17 protein-coding genes are annotated in these 25,066 nt (G+C 62.2%); 12 read left to right on the forward strand and 5 right to left on the reverse strand.

Translation table 11 applies throughout. From position 1 onward, the window contains the following. The first annotated feature begins 1 nt into the window (after window position 1). On the forward strand, window positions 2–1,306 hold the full coding sequence (guaD, locus tag EGM97_RS08480; protein ID WP_238965222.1) for a guanine deaminase: 1,305 nt from the start codon (window positions 2–4) through the stop codon (window positions 1,304–1,306). 126 nt (window positions 1,307–1,432) lie between these two features. On the opposite strand, the gene EGM97_RS08485 is transcribed toward guaD, so the two are convergent. Beyond that, window positions 1,433–2,197 (reverse strand): GntR family transcriptional regulator, encoded by a 765-nt coding sequence (locus EGM97_RS08485; RefSeq protein WP_053153273.1) that lies wholly within the window; start codon window positions 2,195–2,197, stop codon window positions 1,433–1,435. A gap of 261 nt (window positions 2,198–2,458) precedes the next feature. On the opposite strand from EGM97_RS08485, the gene EGM97_RS08490 reads away from it, so the two are divergent. Beyond that, window positions 2,459–3,646: a benzoate/H(+) symporter BenE family transporter gene (locus EGM97_RS08490; RefSeq protein WP_238965223.1), complete on the forward strand. Its 1,188-nt coding sequence runs from the start codon at window positions 2,459–2,461 to the stop codon at window positions 3,644–3,646. A gap of 149 nt (window positions 3,647–3,795) precedes the next feature. Here EGM97_RS08490 and EGM97_RS08495 read toward each other — a convergent pair whose 3' ends face one another. Further along, the gene (locus EGM97_RS08495; protein ID WP_238965224.1) at window positions 3,796–4,140 is read right to left on the reverse strand and encodes a YggL family protein; all 345 of its coding nucleotides are present in this window, start codon (window positions 4,138–4,140) and stop codon (window positions 3,796–3,798) included. A 233-nt stretch (window positions 4,141–4,373) separates the two neighbouring features. On the opposite strand from EGM97_RS08495, the gene dacB reads away from it, so the two are divergent. Next, window positions 4,374–5,840 (forward strand): D-alanyl-D-alanine carboxypeptidase/D-alanyl-D-alanine endopeptidase, encoded by a 1,467-nt coding sequence (gene dacB, locus EGM97_RS08500; RefSeq protein ID WP_238965225.1) that lies wholly within the window; start codon window positions 4,374–4,376, stop codon window positions 5,838–5,840. A gap of 137 nt (window positions 5,841–5,977) precedes the next feature. Here dacB and EGM97_RS08505 read toward each other — a convergent pair whose 3' ends face one another. Continuing rightward, entirely contained in the window at window positions 5,978–8,362 is a 2,385-nt protein-coding gene (locus EGM97_RS08505) for a sensor domain-containing diguanylate cyclase (RefSeq protein ID WP_238965226.1), read from the reverse strand. A 141-nt stretch (window positions 8,363–8,503) separates the two neighbouring features. Further along, window positions 8,504–10,762, reverse strand: a complete 2,259-nt coding sequence (gene rlmKL, locus EGM97_RS08510) for a bifunctional 23S rRNA (guanine(2069)-N(7))-methyltransferase RlmK/23S rRNA (guanine(2445)-N(2))-methyltransferase RlmL (RefSeq protein ID WP_238965227.1) — start codon at window positions 10,760–10,762, stop codon at window positions 8,504–8,506. Between the two features lie 529 nt (window positions 10,763–11,291). Here rlmKL and rmf point away from each other — a divergent pair. Beyond that, window positions 11,292–11,507 (forward strand): ribosome modulation factor, encoded by a 216-nt coding sequence (gene rmf, locus EGM97_RS08515; protein WP_003223300.1) that lies wholly within the window; start codon window positions 11,292–11,294, stop codon window positions 11,505–11,507. Between the two features lie 305 nt (window positions 11,508–11,812). Here the strand turns inward: rmf and EGM97_RS08520 are convergent, their stop codons facing one another. Next, a complete protein-coding gene (locus EGM97_RS08520) occupies window positions 11,813–12,832 on the reverse strand; it encodes a quinone-dependent dihydroorotate dehydrogenase (protein ID WP_238965228.1) in 1,020 nt (339 codons plus the stop codon). 240 nt (window positions 12,833–13,072) lie between these two features. On the opposite strand from EGM97_RS08520, the gene EGM97_RS08525 reads away from it, so the two are divergent. The 8 genes from EGM97_RS08525 (at window position 13,073) to cobA (ending at window position 24,937) form a co-directional block, all read left to right on the forward strand. Beyond that, the gene (locus EGM97_RS08525; RefSeq protein ID WP_238965229.1) at window positions 13,073–14,284 is read left to right on the forward strand and encodes a CmpA/NrtA family ABC transporter substrate-binding protein; all 1,212 of its coding nucleotides are present in this window, start codon (window positions 13,073–13,075) and stop codon (window positions 14,282–14,284) included. A 14-nt stretch (window positions 14,285–14,298) separates the two neighbouring features. Then, window positions 14,299–14,874, forward strand: coding sequence for an ANTAR domain-containing response regulator (locus tag EGM97_RS08530; protein ID WP_053153356.1), 576 nt, complete (start codon window positions 14,299–14,301; stop codon window positions 14,872–14,874). A gap of 476 nt (window positions 14,875–15,350) precedes the next feature. Continuing rightward, entirely contained in the window at window positions 15,351–16,562 is a 1,212-nt protein-coding gene (locus EGM97_RS08535) for a nitrate/nitrite transporter (protein WP_238965230.1), read from the forward strand. 7 nt (window positions 16,563–16,569) lie between these two features. Further along, window positions 16,570–18,240 carry a bifunctional protein-serine/threonine kinase/phosphatase gene (locus tag EGM97_RS08540; RefSeq protein ID WP_238965231.1) on the forward strand — a complete coding sequence of 557 codons (1,671 nt, stop codon included), beginning with the start codon at window positions 16,570–16,572 and terminating at the stop codon, window positions 18,238–18,240. Between the two features lie 446 nt (window positions 18,241–18,686). Continuing rightward, the gene (gene nirB, locus EGM97_RS08545) at window positions 18,687–21,140 is read left to right on the forward strand and encodes a nitrite reductase large subunit NirB (RefSeq protein WP_238965232.1); all 2,454 of its coding nucleotides are present in this window, start codon (window positions 18,687–18,689) and stop codon (window positions 21,138–21,140) included. Beyond that, a complete protein-coding gene (gene nirD / locus EGM97_RS08550) occupies window positions 21,137–21,454 on the forward strand; it encodes a nitrite reductase small subunit NirD (RefSeq protein ID WP_238965233.1) in 318 nt (105 codons plus the stop codon). Before nirB ends, nirD begins: the two co-directional genes overlap by 4 nt. Next, window positions 21,454–24,171 carry a nitrate reductase gene (locus tag EGM97_RS08555; protein WP_238965234.1) on the forward strand — a complete coding sequence of 906 codons (2,718 nt, stop codon included), beginning with the start codon at window positions 21,454–21,456 and terminating at the stop codon, window positions 24,169–24,171. The genes nirD and EGM97_RS08555 overlap by 1 nt, the downstream gene beginning before the upstream one ends. A gap of 10 nt (window positions 24,172–24,181) precedes the next feature. Then, on the forward strand, window positions 24,182–24,937 hold the full coding sequence (cobA, locus tag EGM97_RS08560) for a uroporphyrinogen-III C-methyltransferase (RefSeq protein WP_238965235.1): 756 nt from the start codon (window positions 24,182–24,184) through the stop codon (window positions 24,935–24,937). Window positions 24,938–25,066: the final 129 nt, after the last annotated feature.

Below are 25,066 nucleotides of genomic sequence, written 5' to 3' on the forward strand. Positions count from 1 at the left end.
CATGCCCCTGACACGCAAAGCCTACCGCGCCGCCCTGCTTCACAGCCTCGCCGACCCGGCCGACGTCGGTCTCGAAGCGTCCTATGAATATTTCGAGGACGGTTTGCTGGTGGTGGAAAACGGCCGGATCAGCGCCATCGGCCACGCCCGTGACCTGTTGCCGACCCTGGCGGCGGACATTGAAATAGTCCATTACCCGGACGCACTGATCACGCCCGGCTTCATCGACACCCACATCCACCTGCCCCAGACCGGCATGGTGGGGGCTTACGGCGAACAACTGCTGGATTGGCTCAACACCTACACCTTCCCCTGTGAAAGCCAGTTCGCCGACCAGGCTCACGCCGACGCCGTGGCCGATATCTTCATCAAGGAGCTGCTGCGCAACGGCACCACCACCGCCCTGGTGTTCGGCAGCGTGCATCCGCAATCGGTGAATGCGTTTTTTGAAGTGGCCGATAAACTCGACCTGCGGATGATCGCCGGCAAGGTAATGATGGACCGCAACGCCCCGGATTACCTGACCGACACGACCGAATCCAGCTATATCGAGAGCAAGGCGCTGATCGAGCGCTGGCACGGCAAGGGTCGCCTGCATTACGCCGTCACCCCGCGCTTCGCGCCGACCAGCACCCCGGAGCAACTGACCCTGGCCGGTCAACTGCTGCAGGAATACCCGGACCTGTACATGCAGACCCACATCAGCGAAAACCTTCAGGAAGTGCAGTGGGTCAAGGAATTGTTCCCCGAGCGCAAAGGCTATCTGGACGTTTACGACCATTACCAACTGCTCGGCGAGCGCTCAGTGTTCGCCCATGGCGTGCATCTGTGTGACGATGAATGCGCGCGCCTGGCCGAAACCGGTTCGGCCATCGCGTTCTGCCCGACCTCAAACTTTTTCCTGGGCAGCGGCCTGTTCAACCTGCCGATGGCGGAGAAGCACAAAGTGAATGTGGGGCTGGGCACCGATGTCGGCGCCGGCACCAGTTTTTCGTTGCTACACACCTTGAACGAAGCCTACAAAGTGATGCAATTGCAAGGTGCGCGGCTGAGCCCGTTCAAATCCTTGTACCTGGCCACCCTGGGCGGCGCCCGGGCCCTGCGCCTGGAAGACAGGATCGGCACCTTGCAGCCGGGCACCGACGCCGACTTCCTGGTGCTGGACTACCACGCCACGCCGCTGCTGAGCTATCGGCTCAAGCAGGCCAAGGACATTGCCGAGCGGTTGTTCGTGTTGATGACGTTGGGGGATGACCGGACGGTGGCGCAGACTTATGCGGCCGGCCGGTTGGTGCATCAGCGGTAGATTTTTGTTGCCTGCCGGATGGCTATCGCGAGCAGGCTCGCTCCCACAGGAGTTTTGTGTACGACACCTATCCACTGTGGGAGCGAGCCTGCTCGCGATGAAGACAACACAGTCTCACTGATTCACTCAGAGCTTGGCCGTCGACCGCCCCGGCTTCTTGCTCTGCATCAAATGCGAGAACACCGCATGCAAGTCATCGGAAGCGCCTTCCTCGTCGAGGTTGAGCTTGCTGTCGATGTGATCCATGTGGTGCATCATCAGGTCCACCGCCAGGGTGGCGTCCCGGGCTTCGATGGCGTCGATCAACTGGGTGTGTTCGTCGTAGGAGCAGTGGGAACGGTTGCCGCTTTCGTACTGGGCGATGATCAGCGAAGTCTGGGACACCAGGCTGCGCTGGAAGCTGATCAGCGGGGCGTTCTTCGCCGCTTCGGCCAGCTTGAGGTGGAACTCGCCCGACAGGCGGATACCGGCGCCACGGTCGCCACGGGAAAAGCTGTCGCGTTCGTCGCTGACCATCTGGCGCAACTCAGCCAGTTGCTCGGCAGTTGCATGTTGCACCGCCAGTTCAGTGATCGCCCGCTCCACCAGGCGCCGGGCCATGAACACCTGGCGAGCTTCTTCGACACTCGGGCTGGCAACGACGGCGCCGCGATTGGGCCGCAGCAGCACCACGCCTTCGTGGGCCAGGCGTGACAGCGCACGACGGATGATCGTGCGGCTGACCCCGAAAATCTCCCCCAGTGCCTCTTCGCTCAACTTTGTGCCGGGCGCCAGGCGCTGTTCGAGGATGGCCTCGAAAATATGCGCATAGACAATATCGTCCTGGGTTCCGCTGCGGCCGGCTTTGCCTGCTCGCGGTTGTTTCTTGAGGGGTTGCAACTGTTCGTTCATGGGCACTCGAGTCGGGAAAACTGCGGCGAATTGACCGTGACTGTAATACGGCACAGCGGGTCGCTGGCAAGTATCGCGTAAAAATCACGGCGATTGTACACAACCTCTGATGGCAACACGACTGTACGGCCGTTTGCGGGCATGGCTGTATCGCAATCGGCCATTGCGTTGAGTTTAGGCTTAAACCCTACACCTGTGGCACTTGTAGGAGCAAAGCTCGCCCTACAGCCACTCAAACTACAACAAGGATCACCGCCCACCATGACCGAAGTCACGACCGCGCCACTTCGTCCATTGGCCGATACTTCGCCCTCGGCGATCGTCGCCGGATTCATCGCCATGATGACCGGCTACACCAGTTCCCTGGTGTTGATGTTCCAGGCCGGCCAGGCCGCCGGCTTGACCAGTGGTCAGATTTCATCCTGGATCTGGGCGATTTCCATCGGCATGGCGGTGTGTTCCATCGGGCTGTCGTTGCGCTACCGCACGCCGATCACCATCGCCTGGTCGACGCCCGGCGCGGCGCTGCTGATCACCAGCCTGGGCGGCGTGAGTTATGGCGAAGCCATCGGTGCCTACATCACCTGCGCCGTGCTGGTGACGATCTGCGGCCTGACCGGCAGCTTCGAACGGCTGGTCAAGCGCATTCCGGCATCGCTGGCGGCGGCTTTGCTGGCCGGGATCCTGTTCAAGATCGGCAGCGAGATTTTCGTCGCTGCGCAGCATCGCACCGGCCTGGTGCTGGGGATGTTCTTCACCTATCTGATCGTCAAGCGCCTGTCGCCCCGCTACGCCGTGCTCGCGGCGCTGTTGATCGGCACCGCACTGTCAGGCCTGATGGGCCTGCTGGATTTCAGCGACTTTGCCCTGGAAGTCGCGACACCGGTCTGGACCACGCCGCACTTTTCCCTGGCGGCCACCATCAGCATCGGCATCCCCCTGTTCGTGGTGGCCATGACCTCCCAGAACATGCCGGGCATCGCCGTCCTGCGGGCTGACGGCTACCACGTACCGGCCTCGCCGCTGATCACCAGCACCGGCATCGCCTCCTTGCTGCTGGCGCCTTTCGGCTCCCACGGAATCAACCTGGCGGCCATCAGCGCAGCGATCTGCACCGGGCCACACGCCCACGAGGACCGCAACAAACGCTACACGGCGGCGGTCTGGTGTGGGGTTTTCTACGGTATCGCCGGGGTCTTCGGCGCGACGCTGGCGGCATTGTTCGCGGCGCTGCCCAAGGAACTGGTGCTGTCCATCGCGGCGCTGGCGTTGTTCGGATCGATCATCAACGGTTTGAGCATCGCCATGAGCCAAGCCAGGGAACGGGAAGCGGCGCTGATCACCTTCATGGTCACGGCGTCGGGGTTGACCTTGTTTTCCATCGGTTCGGCGTTCTGGGGAATCGTGGCGGGGGTGGTGACACTGCTGATCCTCAACTGGCGCAACTGACAGCATCGCAAGCAGGCGTGAATCCTGTGGGAGCGAGCCTGCTCGCGATGGCGGCCCTAGGCTCTGTACGAAAAGCCTTGAGACAACAGATACCCAACAGACAGGCACAAAAAAACCGGCGCCCTCATCGGGTCGCCGGTTCCAGACCATCACGCTTGAGCGTTGATCTGCTTTTCCGGATACCACACGTCGATCAGCGGGCTGACTTCGACGCTGGTCAGCTCAGGACGGGCCTTGAGCCAGGCTTCAACGGCCTTGCGCTGCTCTTCGCTTACCGAGCCGCGCTTCTGCAGGCAGACCAGACCGTAGTCGTCGCCACCCACATAGCCCAGGCCATTGGCTTCCATGGCTTCTTTCAGGAATGCGTCGAGGAAAGCGTCAATAGCCTCATCGGCCAGATCTTCTTTGAAATCCAGGTTCAATTCGAAACCCAGCTCTTGAAATTCATCCACGCAAAGTTTTTTGCGCAGACGCCGGGAACGGTTAGTCGCCATTGAAACAATCCTCATCAGTAATAACGGCCGGCACTTTACCAGTTTGAAGCCCCGATTGCCCGTCTGATCGGCGCGCCAGCCTACCGTCGGTAAAAAAATAGCGCCTGGAAGGGCTCGGGCTCGGCAAAGCCGCTGCACCTTGGGGCATAATGCCGACACATTCATGACCGTTGAGGACGTTCAATTTTCATGTCCTCGTTTTTTCTCCCCTCGCCCGTAGGGTTTTATTTCAAATGATCAAGTCTTTTCGTCCACTGCTTCTAGCCAGCCTTCTTCTTCCCCTGGCTCTTCCCGTCCCCACCAGCGCCGCCACGATCAACACCGCCCTGTCGCCCAACGTACAAAAGGCCCTCAAGGCCAGCAAGCTGCAAGACAATGCCCTGTCCCTGGTGCTGGTGCCACTCAACGGCCCCGGTACGCCGACCCTGTATAACGCCGACGTTTCGGTCAACCCCGCCTCCACCATGAAACTGGTGACCACTTACGCGGCCCTGGAAATGCTCGGCCCCAATCACCAGTGGAAAACCGAGTTCTATACCGATGGCACTCTCAGCGGCGGAATCCTGAACGGCAATCTTTACCTCAAGGGCGGCGGCGATCCCAAGCTGAACATGGAAAAACTCTGGCTGCTGATGCGCGACCTGCGAGCCAATGGCGTGCAGCAAGTTACCGGTGACCTGGTGCTGGACCGCAGCTTCTTCATCCAGCCGCAACTGCCCGAGTTCAACGACGACGGCAATGACGAAAACAAACCCTTCCTGGTCAAGCCCGACTCCCTGCTGGTCAACCTCAAGGCCCTGCGCTTCGTCGCCCGCAACGACGGTGGCCGGGTGCTGGTGTCGGTGGAGCCGCCGATTGCCAGTATCCGTATCGAAAACCAGGTCAAGGCCGTCAACTCCAAGCAATGCGCCGGCGGCGTGCGCTACAACCCGGTGCCCCAGGCAGACGGCAGCGTGACGGTGACCGTTGGCGGCCAGCTCGGCGACGGCTGCAGTTCCCAGACCTATTTGTCGTTGCTCGATCACGCCACCTACACCGCCGGTGCGGTACGGGCGATCTGGAAGGAACTGGGCGGCAGCATCCAGGGCAAGGATCGCCTGGCGCCGACGCCAAATAACGCCAAGGTGCTGGCCCGGGCCTTTTCGCCGGACCTCGCGGAAATCATCCGCGACATCAACAAGTACAGTAACAACACCATGGCCCAGCAACTGTTCCTGAGCCTGGGCGCGCAGTTCCGCAACGAGGCCGACGGCGACGATGCCAAGGCGGCGCAGCGCGTGGTGCGCCAGTGGCTGGCCAAGAAAGGCATCACCGCGCCGCACCTGGTGATGGAGAACGGCTCCGGCCTGTCCCGCGCCGAACGGGTCAGCGCCCGGGAGATGGCCGCCATGCTGCAAGCGGCCTGGCGTAGCCCGTACTCGGCGGAATTCATCAGTTCGATGCCCATCGTCGGCACGGACGGGACCATGCGCAAACGCCTCAAGACCACCGCCATGGCCGGCGAAGCCCACGTCAAGACAGGCACGCTGAACACCGTGCGGGCCATCGCCGGCTACAGCCGGGACGTCAATGGCAATACCTGGGCGGTGGTGGCGATTCTCAACGATCCGAAGCCATGGGGCGCTTCGTCAGTGCTGGACCAGGTGCTGCTGGACCTGTACCGGCAGCCGAAACTGCCTCAGACGGCCTCAGTACTCTGATCCAAGGCAGAATCAATGTGGGAGCGAGCCTGCTCGCGATAGCGGTGGGTCAGTTTGCAATGAGGTTGGATGTGCCGCCGTCATCGCGAGCAGGCTCGCTCCCACAGGGATCCATGGTGCAAACAAATCTGCTTCCACTAGCCCAACTGCATCTCCACCCGATCGCGCCCGGCCTGCTTGGCCGCGTAGACGCATGAGTCGGCTCGCAACAGCAATGCATCCGCCCCCTCTCCGGCGCGCCAACTGGCGATACCGAAGCTGGCCGTGACGACCCCCACGTCGTCGATCGGCGCAGTGCGCAGACCTTCCCATAGCCCGCTGGCCAGGGCGTAGGCGCTTTCGCCGTCAGTGTCGGGACACAGCACCACGAACTCTTCACCGCCCAATCGACAGAACACATCGGTACGCCGCAACCGCTGGGTAATCCGCTGGCAGACGGCCTGCAACACCCGGTCGCCCACCGCATGACCGTGCTGGTCGTTGATGCGCTTGAAATGATCGATGTCCAGCATGATGACCGAAAGATTGCCGGGGCCGCGTTCGACTCGTGTCATCTCCGACGTCAGGCGTTCCTGGAAATAACGCCGGTTGCGGATGCCAGTCAGCGCATCGGTCACCGACAAGGCCCGCAGCTCTTCTTCCACCCGCTTGAGATCAGAGATATCCGAGATGTAGCCATGCCACAGCACGCCACCGCCCGGAAGCTGTTCGGGCGTCGCCTCGCCACGTACCCAGCGCAACCCCCGTTGCGGCAGTTGTACCCGATACTCCTCACGCCATGGACTCAAGGTATCGGCCGAAGTGCGGATCGAAGCGCGGACCCGGGCACCGTCCAGCGGATGGATGCGCGAGAAAATCGCCTCCGCGTTCTGGACCAGCACATCGGGTGCCAGCTCGTAGATGTCGCGGATGCCGTCGCTGGCATAAATCACGCTGAACCGGCCATTGAAATCCATTTTGAACTGATAGATACCGCCGGGAACGTGGGCGCTGAGTTTTTTCAGCAACATGTCCCTGGCGGCCAGTGCTTCATGGACACGCTTGCGCTCGGTGATGTCGATACAGATCGCCAGGTGCCCGACCCACAGCCCCTGATCGTCGAGCATCGGCGTGGCCAGCATGTTGACGGTCAGGTGACTGCCATCACGACGCACCAGGGTCCATTCCCGGGCTTGCTGCCCGCCACGCTCGCTGCCCTCCAGCAGCATCGCGTGGCATGTGGGGATCGGCTTGCCAAAACGCGCGGCGAGCTGAGCGGCCCGAGCCTGGAGTTCCCGGGGAACGTGCAGGCTCTCCAGGGTCATGCTCTGCAAGACCTCCTGACTTTGGTAGCCCAGCATGTGTTCGGCGCCGGCGTTGAAGGTGGTGATGACGCCCCGCAGGTCCGTGGCGATGATCGCCACCTGGGTCGCGGCATCCAGCACACCGCGCAATTGGTTATGGGTCCCGCGCAATTCCTGCTCCCGGGCCCGCAGTTCCCGGGTGCGTTGCTCCACCAGTGTCAGCGCCCGCTGCCGCTGGCTGACCAGCACATAGAGCAAGGCGCTGAGCAGGAAACTGAGCAGGCCACCCAACACCACCAGGCTCGACACCGAGGAATGATTGGCCGCCAGGAACATCCGGCTGGGTCGCAGTTCTATCCGGTAATCATGGTTCCCCAGGCGCAGCAGGCGAATCGCTGACAAGTCGTTTTCACCCGGCGGTTCGGCGGACTCGAACAAGACTTCTTCACGATCGTCGGTAGACAGGTCCAGGAGACGCATGGACAGGTTTTCATGGCCGGACGCCGGCAACCCATCGCCCACCAGACGGCGCATGTTGATGGCGGCCACCACGTAACCGAACGGCTCAGGGGACGCTGCTCTTTTTACCGGTGCAACCAGCAGGACCCCACGGGCGAAGGCCGGATCGGTGCCCATCAAATCCAAGGGTTGCGAGACCACCAGAACATCGCGCTGACGCGCCCCTTCGAGTGCGGCCCGGCGCAAGGGTTGGGACAGCAGATCGAAGCCCACTGGCGAGGCGGAGGACGGCTGGCTCTGGACGTACAGCACGGGGACATACTCGTCCCGCTCGGCAGCGGGTCGCAGGCCGCCGTGACCGTCCGCCTCACGGATGGAGAACCCATCCATCCCTTCGGCGCGAGCCTGCTGCTCGAATGTCTGGCGCTCGTCCCGAAGCACGCGTGGTGCCCAGCCGAACGCCTGGGTCCGGTGCAGCAACGCTTCGGCGTAGCCATGAAACTCCTCGCTGGACACCCCCGAGGAATTGGCAAAGAAACGCCGCAGGCTGTCCAGGCGCTGCTCCTGGTCCTGGAACCGCTCCTCGATGCGACTGAAACGCTCCTCGGCTTGCAGCTCGAAACGCTGGCGCAGTTGCTGGTTGAACAGATTGGTCATCGCCCAGGTCAGCAAACCGGTCATGCAAGTGCCGGCCAGGAAGACCAGTGAAGCCACCAGCCAGGCCGAGACATCTTCGCTGATAAAACCCAGGATCCTGGGACGTACCGGATGCAATGCCATAACGACAACTCGAAAAGGGGCAGGCATGGGGTACAGCCCTGACCACAGCTTTAGTTATAGCTATTAGCCATCACTTTGACCAGCCCTAAAAACGGCTGGAAGCCTTGAAATACAAGGCTTCGTGGATCCAATCGGGATATTTCAACGTGCCATGATTTTCCAGGCGCGATGGATTTTGCCATTGCGGGCAAAATCCGGATCGATGGTGCTGGCGGTGATTTCCTCCACCGCGTAACGCTCGCACAGATTGTCTTCGAGCTGGAACTTGCGGAAATTATTGGAGAAATACAGCACACCACCCGGTGCCAGACGGGCCATGGCCAGGTCCAGCAACTGGACGTGGTCGCGCTGTACGTCGAACACGCCTTCCATGCGCTTGGAGTTGGAAAAGGTCGGTGGGTCGATGAAGATCAGGTCGTATTCGTCGCGACAGTCCTGTAGCCAAGCCATCACATCGCCCTGCTCCAGGCGATTCTTGTCGGAAAAACCATTGAGCGACAGATTACGCCGTGCCCAGTCCAGGTAGGTTTTCGACAGGTCGACGCTGGTGGTGCTGCGGGCGCCCCCCTTGGCGGCGTGGACGGTGGCGGTCGCGGTGTAGCAGAACAGGTTGAGAAAGCGTTTGCCGGCTGCCTCTTTCTGGATCCGCAGGCGCATCGGACGGTGGTCGAGAAACAGTCCGGTGTCCAGGTAGTCGGTGAGGTTGACCAGCAACTTCACGCCCCCTTCGTTGACCTCGGTGAACTTGCCCTGGGCGCTCTGGCGCTCGTACTGCTTGGTGCCGCTCTGGCGCTCGCGACGCTTGATCACCACGCGACTCTTGTCGACGTTCAGCGCCTGGGGGATGGCCGCCAGGGCGTCGAACAGACGGGCCGAGGCCTTTTCCGGGTCAATGGACTTCGGCGCGGCGTATTCCTGGACATGCACCCAATCGTGGTACAGGTCGATGGCCATGGAATATTCGGGCATGTCGGCGTCATAGACCCGGTAGCAATCGACGCCCTCACGCTTGGCCCATTTACCCAGCTGCTTGAGATTTTTTTGCAGGCGATTGGCGAACATCTGCCCACCTTCGCTCAGGCGCGCCTGCTCGACCGCAGGCGCCGGGGCCGGTTTGATCGGGTTGCCATTCTTGTTGTACTGGCGCTCTTGCGGCACTTCCGGTACCTGATCCTGCAGATCGCGCTCGGCCTGACGCTGTTCCGGGGTGCGGCGCTCGCCGGTCACGAACTGATCCGGCAGCACCTTGATCAATAGCAGCTTGCACGGTAAGGCGCCGTTCCAGAACGAATACTGCTTGTGGCTACGAATGCCCATGCGCTTGCCCAGGTCCGGCGCGCCGGTGAATACCGCGGCCTCCCAGTTCAGGCAGGCCTGGCGCAGGCGTTCGCCAAGGTTCTGGTAGAGATACAGCAGACTGGCTTCATCGCCCAGACGCTCGCCGTAGGGTGGGTTGCAGATGACCAGGCCCTTCTGGTTCTGGTCCGGACGAGGCTCGAAGGTGCCGACTTCACCCTGGTAGATCTTGATCCACTCGCTCAGGCCCGCACGCTCGACGTTGTTGCGGCCCGGCTGGATCAACCGTGGGTCGGCTTCGTAGCCGCGAATCCACAACGGTGGTTTGGCCAGCCCGGCAGCAGCGCGAGCGGTGGCTTCTTCATGGAGTTTCTTCCACAACGCTGGCACATGGCCTAGCCAGGCGGTGAAGCCCCATTGCTGGCGACGCAGGTTCGGCGCCATGTCGGTGGCAATCATGCCCGCCTCCACCAGGAACGTGCCCACGCCGCACATCGGGTCGGCCAAAGCCCCGCCTTCGGCGGCAATGCGCGGCCAGCCGGCACGGATCAGGATGGCCGCGGCGAGGTTTTCCTTCAGCGGCGCCGCACCTTGCTGCAAGCGATAGCCACGCTGGTGCAGGCTATGCCCGGAAAGGTCCAGGGAGAGAATCGCTTCGCCGCGATCCAGGCGCAGGTGAATGCGCAGATCCGGGTTGAGCTTGTCGATGGACGGTCGCTCGCCAGAGGGCGTACGCAGCTTGTCGACGATGGCGTCCTTGACCTTCAGGGCGCCGAAGTGGGTGTTATCGATGCCCGAACCGTGCCCGCTGAACTCCACCGCCAGGGTGCCATCGGCCAACATGTGATCCTGCCAGTCGATGTCCAGTACGCCGTGGTACAGGTCGTCGGCGTTTTTCATCGAAAAGCGCTTGAGGACCAGCAATACACGGTTGGCCAGGCGAGACCACAGACACAGGCGATACGCCGTCTCCATGTCGGCCATGCCGCGAACGGCCGAGGTGTGCTCGCGTGCCTCTTCAAGGCCAAGCCCGGTGGCTTCCTCGAGCAGCAGGCCTTCGAGGCCCTTGGGGCAGGTGAGGAAGAGTTCAAAACGGTCGGACATGGGAGTTTCCAGAGCCTTTGGCCAAGTGGACCGGGCAACGCATTGCCGGTCGGGTTCAATCAGGTACTTTTCTCAAGAGCACCCGGTGGCATGAAAGTATGCCGTTCCGCCCTCGCCGCTCAGGTTAAAAGAGCTTAGATGCGGGGGCAGGTGAAAAATTCTGTGCAACAAATTGTGAAAACTTGTCCCTTTCGTCGAATAGTATCCGAGTGCAGCGGGAGGACATTCTCATTCGAACCGAGACAGCGCCCTTCAGCGCAGGGCCGATCATACAGGGGTCTTGCTCAAAAGCGGTCAGTGAACAGCTTGTTACTTATCGCCCTAGCATCTTTATTGTTACGTGCTTATGACAAAAAGATCATTCCATCCATGTGACGCTTTGGTTAGAACTCAACACAGGTTGACGTCGCAACGGCGCCAACACCTTGGCTCGTCACGCCGGCAACGAGCCACCAACGGCAGAATGATTCTGCCCCGGCCTCGATAGAGGTCGACGCGAGCAACAGTCAACAAGTGAGGGCAACACCCTATGAGAAGACTTAAGCGTGATCCGTTGGAAAGAGCATTTTTACGCGGTTACCAATATGGCGTTGGTGGTAAATCCCGTGAGCTTTGCCCCTTTACTCTACCGTCAGTACGTCAAGCCTGGATCAATGGCTGGCGAGAAGGACGCGGCGACAACTGGGACGGTATGACCGGCACTGCGGGTATCCATAGACTCAACGAACTTCACGCCGTCGGCTGACACAGGGCTTAATACTCCAGAACTCGACAATTTGATCCGACCATCGACTTAACCACGCGCGTCCCATCCGGACGGCGGGCTACGGCCCAGGGGCTCCTTCGAGGAGCCCTTTTTAATTGGGCATAGAAAACTCAAGTTGCGAACACTGTTGTGGCGAGGGGATTTATCCCCGCCGGGATGCGCAGCATCCCTTACTACTGCCACCGCGCTGTGTCATGTCAATTGCAGGGGGGCCGCTTCGCAGCCCAGCGGGGATAAATCCCCTCGCCACAAAGGGCTTGTGTAACCTTCAAGCAATGCCTGTATCAGCCCAACGCCGCGATGGCGTCCACCGACTCGCGAATCAGCGCCGGTCCCTTGTAGATAAAGCCCGAATAAATCTGCACCAGGCTCGCCCCGGCGGTGATTTTCTCGGCCGCATGGCGCCCTTCGGTAATCCCGCCAGCGGCGATGATCGGCAAGCGCCCGGCCAGCTCGGCGGCCAGCACCTTCACGGTGTGGGTGCTCTTGTCACGCACTGGCGCGCCGGATAACCCGCCCGCTTCGTCACCGTGATCCATCCCTTCGACGCCTTCGCGACCCAGCGTCGTGTTGGTGGCGATCACCGCGTCCATGCCCGTCTCGATCAGGGCCTGGGCCACTTGCGCGGTTTCTTCGTCGGTCATGTCCGGAGCGATCTTGATCGCCAGCGGGACATGCTTGCCATGAATCAGTGCCAGCTCCGCGCGACGCCGGGCCAGGTCCGCCAGCAACTGCTTGAGGGAATCGCCGAATTGCAGGCTGCGCAGCCCCGGGGTATTCGGCGAGCTGACGTTGACGGTGACGTAGCTGGCGTGGGCATAGACCTTGTCCAGGCAGATCAGGTAATCGTCGACGGCGCGCTCCACCGCGGTGTCGAAATTTTTGCCGATGTTGATGCCCAGCACGCCCTTGTACTTGGCGGCGGCAACACGGGCCAGCAAATGGTCGACGCCCAGGTTGTTGAAGCCCATGCGGTTGATGATCGCCTCGGCTTGCGGCAAGCGAAAAAGGCGCGGCTTGGGATTACCCGGCTGCGGCCGTGGCGTGACGGTGCCGATCTCCACGAAACCGAAACCCAACTGCGCGAAGCCGTCGATGGCTGCACCGTTCTTGTCCAGCCCCGCGGCCAGGCCCACCGGGTTGGGAAACTGTAATCCCATCACACTCACCGGTAGTTTCGCCGGTGCCTTGCACAGCAGCCCATTGAGGCCCAGGCGCCCGCCCGCGCCAATCAGGTCCAGGGACAAATCGTGGGAGGTTTCCGGGGAGAGTTTGAACAGCAGTTCGCGGGCCAGGGTGTACATGGGCGATTTTGACTCGGGCGACAAAATGAGGCGGGGATTATAGCCGCGCAGCGGCGGTTCAGCGAGGCGCCTGCATAAAACAGTGCCGATGGCATATGCCTTGCACCGTTTGTGCTCATCGACGCTCATGCCAACGACGGAATGAGTGCCACACTGATTTAAAGGACAACGGCGTCGTCCTCCGGCCTTGCTCTGGCAGTTGTCGGGTACGGCGCTTTTTTATGTGCAAGGTGATGCCCGATGAATGACATTCCCGCCAACCCCCTGGCCTGGGTCAATGGCAGCGACGCTCCGGAAAAGAGCGCTATCGATCTTGGCTTCATGGCCTTGAGTGACTGCGCCCCGGTGGTGGTGGCCGCCACCCAGGGCTTTGCCCAACCCTACGGCCTGACCTTGAACCTCAAGCGCCAGGCATCCTGGGCCAACCTGCGGGACAAGCTGGTCAGCGGCGAAATCGATGCGGCCCATAGCCTGTACGGCTTGGTCTATGCGGTGCACCTGGGCATCGGCGGTGTCGCGCCGACTGACATGGCCGTACTGATGGGCTTGAACCAGAACGGCCAGAGCATCAACCTCTCCCATGGGCTGCAAGCGCTGGGCGTGACCAGTCCTGAGGCACTGGAACGCCATGTGCACCAAACTCGCACGAAACTGACCTTCGCCCAGACCTTCCCAACCGGCACCCATGCGATGTGGCTCTACTACTGGCTCGCCGCCCAGGGTATTCATCCGTGGTCGGATGTGGACAGCGTGGTGGTTCCACCGCCGCAAATGATCGCCCATCTGCAAGCCGGCCGTATCGATGGCCTCTGCGTCGGCGAACCCTGGTGCGCCAGCGCGGTAAAACAGAACCTGGGCTTCACCCTGGCGACCACGCAGACCATCTGGCCCGATCACCCGGAAAAAGTCCTGGGCTGCACCCGCGCTTTTGTCGAGCAATACCCCAATACCGCACGGGCGTTGGTGATGGCGGTCCTTGAAGCCAGTCGCTTCATCGAACAGAGCAGTGAGAATCGCCGCAGCACCGCGCAACTATTGAGTGCGCCCGAATACCTCGACGCACCGCTGGACTGCATCGAGCCCCGCCTGCTCGGCATCTATGCCGACGGCTTGGGCAATAGCTGGCAGGATCCCCACGCCATGCGTTTCCACGGTGACGGCGAGGTGAACGTGCCGTACCTGTCCGACGGCATGTGGTTCATGACCCAGTTCCGCCGTTGGGGCCTGTTACGTGAAGACCCGGATTATCTGGCCGTGGCGCAAGAGGTCCAACAGCTGGCGCTGTATCGCCAGGCCAGTGCTGCACTGGGTATCGCCTCCCCCCGTCAGGACATGCGCAGCAGCCAGCTGATCGACGGTATCACTTGGGACGGTTCGGATCCGGCCGGGTATGCCCGCTGCTTCAAACTGCACGCCTTGAGCGATGCGGCTCCCCTTCTCGCCAGCCGCTGACAGGAGCCTTGAGCATGTTGCGTATTCTGCTGATCAACGACACCGCGAAAAAAGTCGGTCGTCTCAAGGCTGCCCTGACGGAAGCCGGGTTCGACGTCATCGACGAATCCGGATTGACCATCGATTTGCCGGAACGCGTCGAAACAGTGCGTCCGGACGTGATCCTGATCGATACCGAGTCACCGGGACGGGATGTGATGGAGCAGGTGGTACTGGTCAGTCGCGACCAGCCACGACCGATCGTCATGTTTACCGACGAGCACGACCCCGATGTGATGCGCCAGGCGATCAAGTCCGGCGTAAGCGCTTACATCGTCGAAGGTATCCACGCCGCCCGCCTGCAGCCGATCCTCGACGTGGCCATGGCCCGCTTCGAAAGCGACCAGGCCCTGCGCGCCCAGCTCCTGGCCAGGGACCAGCAACTGGCCGAACGCAAACGCATCGAACTGGCCAAGGGCATGCTGATGAAGATGAAAGCCTGCAACGAGGAACAGGCCTACACCCTCATGCGCCGCCAGGCCATGAGCCGCCAGCAGAAGCTGATTCAGGTGGCGGAACAGATCATTGCCATGAATGAGTTGTTGGGCTGACGGCCTCGCGACGTCTGACCCGGCGTCATCGCGAGCAGGCTCGCTCCCACAAGGGTTCGAGGTGAACAGCACCCCGATCTACTGTGGGAGCGGGCTTGCTCGCGAAGGCGATTTTCCATCCGGCATCTTCATTGACTGACCCACCGCTTTCGCGGGCAAGCCCGCTCCCACAAGGGTTCCTCCGGCGAGCACAGCATTTGCGATACCCGGACCCACTGTGGGAGCGAGCCTGCTCGCGATAGGCATCACACCGATTCCCTTGTTGGCACAGTTCTCGCTTGGGCAACCTCACCGGTAACCAACGGCGGTTGCCCACCTACGACAAAGACGTCGCACACCCTGCTTGCCCTCAGGCGATCCGGGTTGCGGCGTTTTTTTGCTTTGGCCCCACCGTCCGGGGTCGGTGGGTCGCCATGACGGCGCACCACCTCGAAGCACTGACTCATTACCCGAGACTTTAACCGCTGAGGTGCGCGATGAACTCAAGCTTCTGGAAATCCGGCCACACCCCGACATTGTTCGCGGCCTTTCTCTATTTCGACCTGAGCTTCATGGTCTGGTACCTGCTGGGCCCCCTGGCGGTGCAAATTGCCGTCGACCTGCAATTGACCACTCAACAACGCGGCCTGATGGTAGCGACGCCGATCCTCGCGGGCGCCGTACTGCGCCTGCTCATGGGCCTGCTAGCCGACCGGATTTCCCCCAAGGCCGCCGGTATGGTCGGCCAGGTGATCGTGATCGGCGCGCTGTTCTGCGCCTGGAAGCTGGGCATCCACAGTTATGAGCAGGCATTGTTGCTGGGGCTGTTCCTGGGCGTGGCCGGCGCATCGTTCGCCGTCGCCCTGCCACTGGCCTCCCAATGGTATCCGCCGCAGCACCAGGGCAAGGCCATGGGCATCGCCGGTGCCGGAAACTCGGGCACGGTACTGGCCGCGCTGATCGCGCCGGTCATGGCGGCCACGTTTGGCTGGAGCAATGTCTTCGGTTTCGCGCTGATTCCCCTTGGCCTGACCCTGGTCCTGTTCGCCTGGCTGGCCAGGAACGCCCCTGAGCGGCCGAAAGCCAAGTCCATGGCCGACTACCTCAAGGCCTTGGGCGACCGTGACAGCTGGTGGTTCATGTTCTTCTACAGCGTGACCTTTGGTGGTTTCATCGGCCTGGCCAGCGCCCTGCCCGGCTACTTCAACGACCAATATGGCCTGAGCCCGGTGACCGCCGGCTACTACACCGCGGCCTGCGTCTTCGGCGGCAGCCTGATGCGCCCGCTGGGCGGCGCCCTGGCGGACCGTTTCGGCGGCATCCGCACCTTGCTGGCGATGTACACCGTGGCGGCCGTCTGCATCGCAGCGGTGGGCTTCAACCTGCCGAACTCCTACGCGGCACTGGCCCTGTTCGTCTGCACCATGCTCGGTCTCGGCGCAGGCAACGGCGCGGTGTTCCAACTGGTACCACAACGCTTCCGTCGTGAAATCGGTGTGATGACCGGGCTGATCGGCATGGCCGGCGGCATCGGTGGCTTCGCACTGGCGGCAGGCATGGGCGCTATCAAGCAGAGCACCGGCAGCTATCAACTGGCGCTGTGGTTGTTCGCCAGCCTCGGTGTACTGGCCTGGTTCGGCCTGCACGGCGTCAAGCGTCGCTGGAGGACCACTTGGGGTTCGGCAGCCGTCACCGCGGCTCGGGTATAAATAACGCATGAGCCTGCAACTGAGTTTCGCCGAAGCCAGTGCCATCGGCCCGCGTGAGGAAAACCAGGACGCCCTGCGCCTGGTCACGCCGGCCCCGGCGCTGGCCGCGAGCAAGGGATACCTGTTCGCCATCGCCGACGGCGTGAGCCAATGCGCCGATGGCGGACTGGCCGCCCGCTCGACGTTGCAGGCGCTGGCGCTGGACTACTATTCCACGCCGCAAACCTGGGGCGTGGCCCAGGCGCTCGATCGGTTGTTGCTGGCACAGAACCGCTGGCTACAGGCCAACGGTGGCGGGCAGCCGCTGCTCACTACGGTCAGCGCCCTGGTCTTGCGGGGCCGGCGCTTCACCCTGGCCCATGTCGGCGATTGCCGGGTCTATCGTTGGCACGGCGACCACCTGCAACGCGTCAGCGAAGACCACGTCTGGGAACAACAGGGCATGCAGCACGTGCTCAAGCGTGCCCTGGGGCTGGATCAACACCTGATTCTCGACTTTCTCGACGGCGAATTGCGCACCGACGAGACCTTCGTCCTGCTCAGCGACGGCGTCTGGGCGGTACTGGGTGACACAACCATTGCCGGCATCCTGAGAGACCAGACGGACCTGAACCTCGCCGCCCAGACGCTGGTCAACGCGGCGCACCTGGCCGGCAGCCAGGATAACGCCAGCGCCCTGCTGGTGCGGGTCGATGCGCTGGGTGAAGCGAGTATCGGTGACGCCCTGATCCAACTGCAGCAATGGCCCCTGCCCCCGGCCCTTAAACCGGACCAGATGTTCGAGGGCTGGCGGGTCGAAGGGTTGCTCGGCCAGAGCCAGCAATCGCTGCTCTATCGGGTGCATGACAGCCAGGGCCAGCCCTGGTTGCTGAAGACCCTGCCCGGGCATTTGCGGGACGACACCCGGGCGGGACAGGCGCTGCTCTCGGAAGAATGGTTCCTCAAGCGGGTTGCCGGCCGGCAGTTTCCGGAAATCCATGGGGTTCCCCAGCGCCAGCATTTGTACTACGTGATGCGTGAATATCCGGGCATGACCCTGGCCGAGCTGTTCGACCGGGGCGGCGCCTTGCCCCTGGCTCAATGGCAAGACCTGGCGCAGCGGTTGGTCCGGGCGGTGGGGTTGCTGCATCGACGGCAGATCTACCACCGCGACATCAAACCGGAAAACCTGCACCTGGGGGACGATGGGGAACTGCGCCTGCTGGATTTCGGCCTGGCGTACTGCCCGGGCCTCTCCGAGGACCAGGCCAACGTCTTGCCGGGCACCCCCAGTTACATCGCCCCGGAAGCCTTCGGCGGCAGCGCACCGACGGCGCAACAGGACTTGTATGCCGTGGGCGTGACCCTGTATTTCCTGCTGACCGGTCATTATCCCTACGGCGAAATCGAGGCCTTTCAACGACCACGCTTCGGCGTGCCCGTCAGTGCCAACCGCTATCGCCCTGACCTGCCGGACTGGCTCGGACAAAGCCTGGAGCGGGCGGTCGCGGCGGACCCGGCACAACGTTTTGAAACGGCCGAAGAATGGCTATTGCTGCTGGAGCAGGGGGAACGCCGGAGCTTGAGCGTGCGGCCACGGCCGTTGCTGGAAAGGGAACCGCTGAAGGTCTGGCGGACGTTGGCGCTGGTGTCATTGTTGGTGAATCTGGTGTTGTTGTTCATGGTATTTCACAGCTGAGATCCGGTCGCGCCCATCGCGAGCAGGCTCGCTCCCACAGTGGATTTGGGGTGTATATAAGGCTTGCGGTCATCCCGGACCCTGTGGGAGCGAGCCTGCTCGCGATGAGGGCATGACTGCCAAACTCGCATCTAGCAGTCGGGCGCTCCATTACCGGGCAACACGCTTTGATTCGGTGCAATAAATCCTCCCGCAACGCCTATCAGCGCTCTCATCCTCAATAAATCCGCACGCCTACCTCACTTGGCACAACCACTGCATAACCTCTTCCAACAGACATAAGGCAGCGCCTCCAACGATGAAGGCGATGCTTCCCGAGAGAACGGGACCAGGACAAAGGCGTCCTCGCTGGATCACCAGCGAGACGCCTTTTTTTGTTTTCGTGAAAATGACCGAGCCAGTCCGATCGCCGTGATGAAACGGGCCTGAGTTCGCGGAGAAGCCTGATGAAAAAACTCAAACTGGTGATGATCGGCAATGGCATGGCCGGCGTGCGCACCCTCGAAGAGTTGCTCAAGCTCAGCAACGAGCTGTACGACATCACGGTGTTCGGCGCCGAACCGCACACCAACTACAACCGCATCCTGCTCTCCCCCGTGCTCGCCGGTGAACAGACGTTCGAAGAAATCGTGCTCAACGACTTGAGCTGGTATCAGGACAACAACATCAACCTGTTGCTTAACCGCAAAGTCGTGCAGATCGACCGGGTCAAGCGCCGGGTCATCGCCGAAGACGGCACCGAGGCCGAATACGACCGCCTGCTGATCGCCACCGGTTCCACGCCGTTCATCCTGCCGATTCCCGGCCACACCCTGGAAGGCGTGATCGGCTACCGCGACATTGCCGACACCCAGGTGATGATCGAAACCGCCAGGACCCACAAGCACGCGGTGGTCATCGGGGGCGGCCTGCTGGGCCTGGAAGCGGCCAATGGCCTGAAACTGCGGGGCATGGATGTCACGGTGGTGCACCTCGGTGACTGGCTGCTGGAACGACAACTGGACAAGACCAGCGGCCAGCTGCTGCAAACCGCTCTGGAAAGCCGCGGCCTGAAATTCCGCCTCAACGAACAGACCCAGGCCCTGCACGACGCCGGCAATGGCCGGGTCGGCTCGGTGCAGTTCAAGAACGGCGACATCATTCCCGCCGACCTGGTGGTGATGGCCGCCGGTATCCGCCCCAACGTCGAACTGGCGGAAAAGTCCGGCATCCCGTGCAGCCGCGGCATCCTGGTCAACGACACCCTGCAGACCTATGACCCGCGCATCTATGCCATCGGTGAATGCGCCAACCACCGCGGCACCGCCTACGGCCTGGTGGCCCCGCTGTTCGAACAGGCCAAGGTTTGCGCCAACCACCTCGCCCAGCTGGGTTTCGCCACCTACAAGGGCTCGGTGACTTCGACCAAACTCAAGGTCACCGGCATCGATCTGTTCTCCGCCGGTGATTTCATGGGCGGCGAAGGCACCGAGACCATCACCCTCTCCGACCCCATCGGCGGCGTGTATAAAAAACTGGTGATCAAGGATGACGTGCTGGTCGGTGCCTGTCTGTACGGCGATACGGCAGATGGCGGCTGGTATTTCCGCCAGATCCGTGAGAATGCCGCCATCAGCGAGATCCGCGATCATCTGATGTTCGGCGAAAACGCCCTGGGCGACGTAGGACATCAGGGCCAGAACAAAGCCATGAACATGGCCGACTCCGCCGAGGTCTGCGGCTGCAATGGCGTGTGCAAGGGCACCATCGTCAAGGCCATCCAGGAACACGGCCTGTTCAGTGTCGACGACGTGAAAAAACACACCAAGGCCGCCAGTTCCTGTGGCTCCTGCGCCGGGTTGGTGGAACAGATCCTGATCAACACCGTGGGTGGCGCGGCGGACGTCAAGCCCAAAAGTGAAAAAGCCATCTGCGGTTGCAGCGACCTCAACCACGGCCAGATTCGCCAGGCGATCCGCGACGAGCACTTGCTGACCGTTGCCGGCACCATGAGCTATCTGAACTGGCGCACCCCGAACGGCTGCGCCACCTGCCGCCCGGCACTGAACTACTACCTGATTTCCACCTGGCCCGGCGAAGCCCATGACGACCCGCAATCGCGCCTGATCAACGAACGCGCCCACGCCAATATCCAGAAGGACGGCACCTATTCCGTCGTTCCGCGCATGTGGGGCGGGGTCACCACGCCTTCGGAGCTGCGACGCATCGCCGACGTGGCTGACAAGTACAGCGTGCCCATGGTCAAGGTCACCGGCGGGCAGCGCATCGACTTGCTGGGGATCAAGAAGCAGGACCTGCCCGGTGTCTGGAAAGACCTCGACATGCCGTCCGGCCATGCCTACGGCAAGTCCATCCGCACCGTGAAAACCTGCGTGGGCAGTGAATTCTGCCGCTTCGGCACCCAAAACTCCACACAACTGGGCATCGAGCTGGAGCATGACCTGTTCAACATGTGGTCGCCACACAAGGTGAAACTGGCCGTCTCCGGTTGCCCACGCAACTGTTCGGAAGCCGGCATCAAGGACGTAGGCATTATCGGCGTCGACTCCGGCTGGGAGATGTACATCGGTGGCAACGGCGGCATCAAGACCGAAGTCGCCGAGTTCTTCGTCAAGCTCAAGACAGCCGAGGAAGTCCGTGAATACAACGGCGCGTTCCTGCAGTTGTACCGTGAAGAAGCTTTCTATCTGGAGCGTACCGTGCACTACCTGCAACGGGTCGGCATGGAGCACATCAGGAAAGCCGTGCTCGAAGACCCGGTGCGGCGCAAAGCGCTCAACGAACGCCTGAAGTTTTCCCTGTCACTGGAACAGGACCCGTGGAAACAGCGCCTGGAACAACCCCAGTTGAAAAAAGAGTTTGAAGTCATCCCCGTGAAGAACCTGGAGGTGCCGGCATGAACTGGCTGGATATCTGCGCACTGGAAGACATCAATGCCCTGGGCTCGCGCATCATCAGCGGCCCGAAAGGCGATATCGCGATTTTTCGCACCAGCGACGATGAGGTTTTCGCGCTCGATGACCGTTGCCCTCACAAAGGGGGCCCGCTGTCCCAGGGCTTGGTCTATGGCAAACGCGTGGCCTGCCCGCTGCATAACTGGCAGATCGATCTGGAAACCGGTCAGGCCCAGGCACCGGACGTGGGCTGCGCCCATCATCATTGGGCACGGGTCGAAAACGGCCGGGTACTGCTGGCACTGCGGGACGCAAGCTGATGAGCCGCCAGACCACTGCCTCGACCTGCTGTTACTGCGGGGTCGGTTGCGGCGTCCTGATCGAACATGACGACGAGCGCATCCTCGGCGTCAGCGGCGATCCCGCCCATCCAGCCAATTTCGGCAAACTGTGCAGCAAGGGTTCGACCCTGCACCTGACCGGCGACCTCGCCGCACGCGCCCTGTATCCCGAACTGCGCCTGAGCAAGGGCCTGGCCCGGACCCGCACCGACTGGGACAGCGCCCTGGATCACGCCGCCAGCGTGTTCGCCGATACCATCGCCGAACACGGTCCTGACAGCGTGGCTTTCTATATCTCGGGCCAGTTGCTGACCGAGGATTACTACGCCTTCAACAAACTCGCCCGAGCGTTGGTTGGCACCAACAATATCGACAGCAATTCCCGGCTGTGCATGTCATCGGCGGTGGTGGGCTACAAGCGCAGCCTCGGCGCCGACGCGCCACCCTGCAGCTATGAGGACCTGGAACTGAGCGATTGCGTGATGATCGTCGGCAGCAACATGGCCTACGCCCACCCAATCCTGTTTCGTCGCCTCGAAGAAGCCAAATCCCGCCGGCCGCAGATGAAAATCATCGTCATCGACCCGCGACGCACCGACACCTGCGACCTGGCTGACCTGCACCTGGCGATTCTGCCAGGAACCGATGTCGCCCTGTTCCATGGAATCCTGCATCTGCTGCTCTGGGAAGACTGGATCGACCGCGACTTCATCAAGGCCCACACCGAAGGCCTGGCGGACCTGAAGAATCTGGTGCGCGATTACACACCGACCATGGTCGCCCAACTGTGCGGCATCAGCGTCGAACAGCTGCACCAGTGCGCCGAGTCCATTGGTACCGCATCGAGTTTCCTCTCGTTGTGGTGCATGGGTTTGAACCAATCCACCGCCGGCAGCGCCAAGAACAGCGCGTTGATCAACCTGCATCTGGCCACTGGGCAGATCGGCCGGCCGGGCGCCGGGCCCTTTTCGCTGACCGGCCAGCCCAATGCCATGGGCGGCCGGGAAACCGGCAGTCTGTCGAACCTGCTGCCGGGCCACCGCGAAGCGGCCAACCCGGAACATCGCGCTGAAGTTGCCCGCTACTGGGGCGTTGAGCAACTGCCCGCCACCACAGGGCTGAGTGCGATCGAACTGTTCGAGCAAGTGCGCAGCGGCAAGATCAAGGCGCTGTGGATCGCCTGCACCAATCCGGCCCAATCGATGCCGGACCAGACAGCGGTGCGCGAGGCCCTGCAGGCCTGCCCGTTCGTGGTGTTGCAAGAGGCCTTCCGGACTACCGAAACCGCCGGCTTTGCCGACCTGCTGTTGCCGGCAGCCAGCTGGGGTGAGAAAGAAGGTTCGGTGACCAACTCCGAACGGCGCATTTCCCACGTTCGCCGCGCCATCGCCGCACCGGGCGAAGCACGGCCGGACTGGGCGATCACCGTGGATTTCGCACGGCGCCTGGAGAAACGTCTGCGCCCTGGCCAGCCCAGCCTGTTCGCCTTTGACGCGCCCGCCCAACTCTTCGACGAGTACAAGCAACTGACGCGAGGACGGGACCTGGACTTGACCGGTATCAGTCATTCGTTGATCGACCAACTGGGCCCTCAGCAATGGCCGTTCCCGGAGGGCGCTACCAAAGGCACGCCTCGTCTGTACGTGGACGGGATTTTCCCTACCGACAGCGGCCGCGCCCGTTTCGTGGCCGATCCTTATCATGCCGCCAGGGAACTGCGCGACGCCCGCTTCCCGCTGACCCTCAACACCGGTCGGCTGCGGGACCAATGGCACGGCATGAGCCGCACCGGCACCGCTGCACAGCTATTTGGCCATGTAAACGAGGCCGTGCTCAGCCTGCACCCCGACGAACTGCTTCGCCATCGCCTGAAAACCGGCGACCTGGTCAGCCTGAAAAGTCGTCGCGGCAGCGTGATCGTGGCCGTGGACAGCGACGAAAGCGTTCGGCCCGGCCAGGCCTTTTTGCCAATGCACTGGGGCGACCGCTTCCTCAAGGGCGGGGTCAATACCCTGACGCAGCCGGCGTTCGACCCACTTTCGAAACAACCGGAACTCAAGCACAGCGGCGTGCGCCTGGAACCGGTGAACCTGCCCTGGCAGCTCTTCGCCCTGGTCGAAGGCGATGTCCAGCAGCATCTGGAAACCCTGCGACCGCTGTGTGAGGCGTTTGCCTACGTCAGCCTGAGCCTTACCGGTCGTGAGCGCCCGGCGCTGCTGATTCGCGCCGCCAGCGCCCTGGCGCCCGAACCACAACTGCTGCAGGCCATTGACGAACAACTGGGCCTGATCGAGGGGCCAGTACTGGCCTATGACGATCCGCGTCGCGCGATTGGCAAACGGGTGCGGATCGAAAATGGCCGCATCACCGCTATCCGTCTGGCCGGTGAAACCCTGGCCCGGCACTGGCTGCAGAATCTATGGCTGGAAGGTCGTGCCGACGAGCAGCTGCGACGCTGGTTGCTGGCGCCGTTGAGCGCACCACCGGGTAACACTGGCGCCGCGCTGGGCGGCGGCAAAACCTTGTGCAATTGCATGAACGTCAGCCAGCGTGCGGTCTGCGCGGGCATCGAACGCGGCCTGGATCTGCAAGGGCTGAAACAGGAACTGGGGTGCGGCACGCAATGCGGTTCCTGCGTACCGGAAATCAAGCGTCTGCTGGTCGTCACTGCGCGACCGGTGGCGGCAGTCTCGTGAGGAAAACACTATGAGCGCAAAAGTCTGGCTGGTGGGTGCAGGTCCTGGCGACCCCGAATTACTGACCCTCAAAGCCGTGCGCGCCCTGCGCGAAGCCGACGTGGTGTTGATCGATGACTTGGTCAACGAGGCGGTGCTGGAGCATTGCCCCGGTGCCCGTGTCATCGCCGTGGGCAAGCGCGGCGGATGCCGGTCCACACCACAGGCGTTTATCCATCGTTTGATGCTGCGCTATGCCCGTCAGGGCAAATGCGTGGTACGCCTCAAGGGCGGCGACCCGTGCATCTTCGGTCGGGGCGGCGAAGAGGCGCAATGGCTGCGCGAACATGGCGTCGAGGTGGAATTGGTCAACGGCATCACCGCTGGCCTGGCGGGAGCGACCCAGTGCGATATTCCACTGACGCTACGCGGCATCGCCCGGGGTGTGACCCTGGTCACGGCCCATACGCAAGATGACAGCAGCCTGAACTGGCAGGCCCTGGCTCAGAGTGGGACGACATTGGTGGTGTACATGGGCGTGGCAAAGCTGAGCGAAATCCGCGAGCAGTTGCTGGCCGGCGGCCTGGCGGCGAACACCCCGGTCGCCATGATCGAAAACGCCTCCCTGCCCCACCAACGGGACTGCCGCAGTGACTTGGCCTCGATGGAAGCCGATGCCAGCACGTTCGAGCTCAAGAGCCCGGCAATCCTGGTCATAGGAGCTGTAGCGGCCGGCGCGCAGTTAACCCAGGCACAACAGACCTGGGTCCAGGCGGCAGCGCTGTAACCGCAAACAACAACGAACCTGTGGGAGATTCTATGGTTGAGGGGAAGCCCTCAAGCCGCTTTTGGTTGGTATTCGCTTTGCCCTTTCAGCAGAGCGAATACGATCCGAGCAAGCTTGCGAGCCAGCATT

It is taken from the genome of Pseudomonas sp. AF32 (genome assembly GCF_022342325.2).
Lineage (GTDB): Bacteria > Pseudomonadota > Gammaproteobacteria > Pseudomonadales > Pseudomonadaceae > Aquipseudomonas > Aquipseudomonas uvaldensis.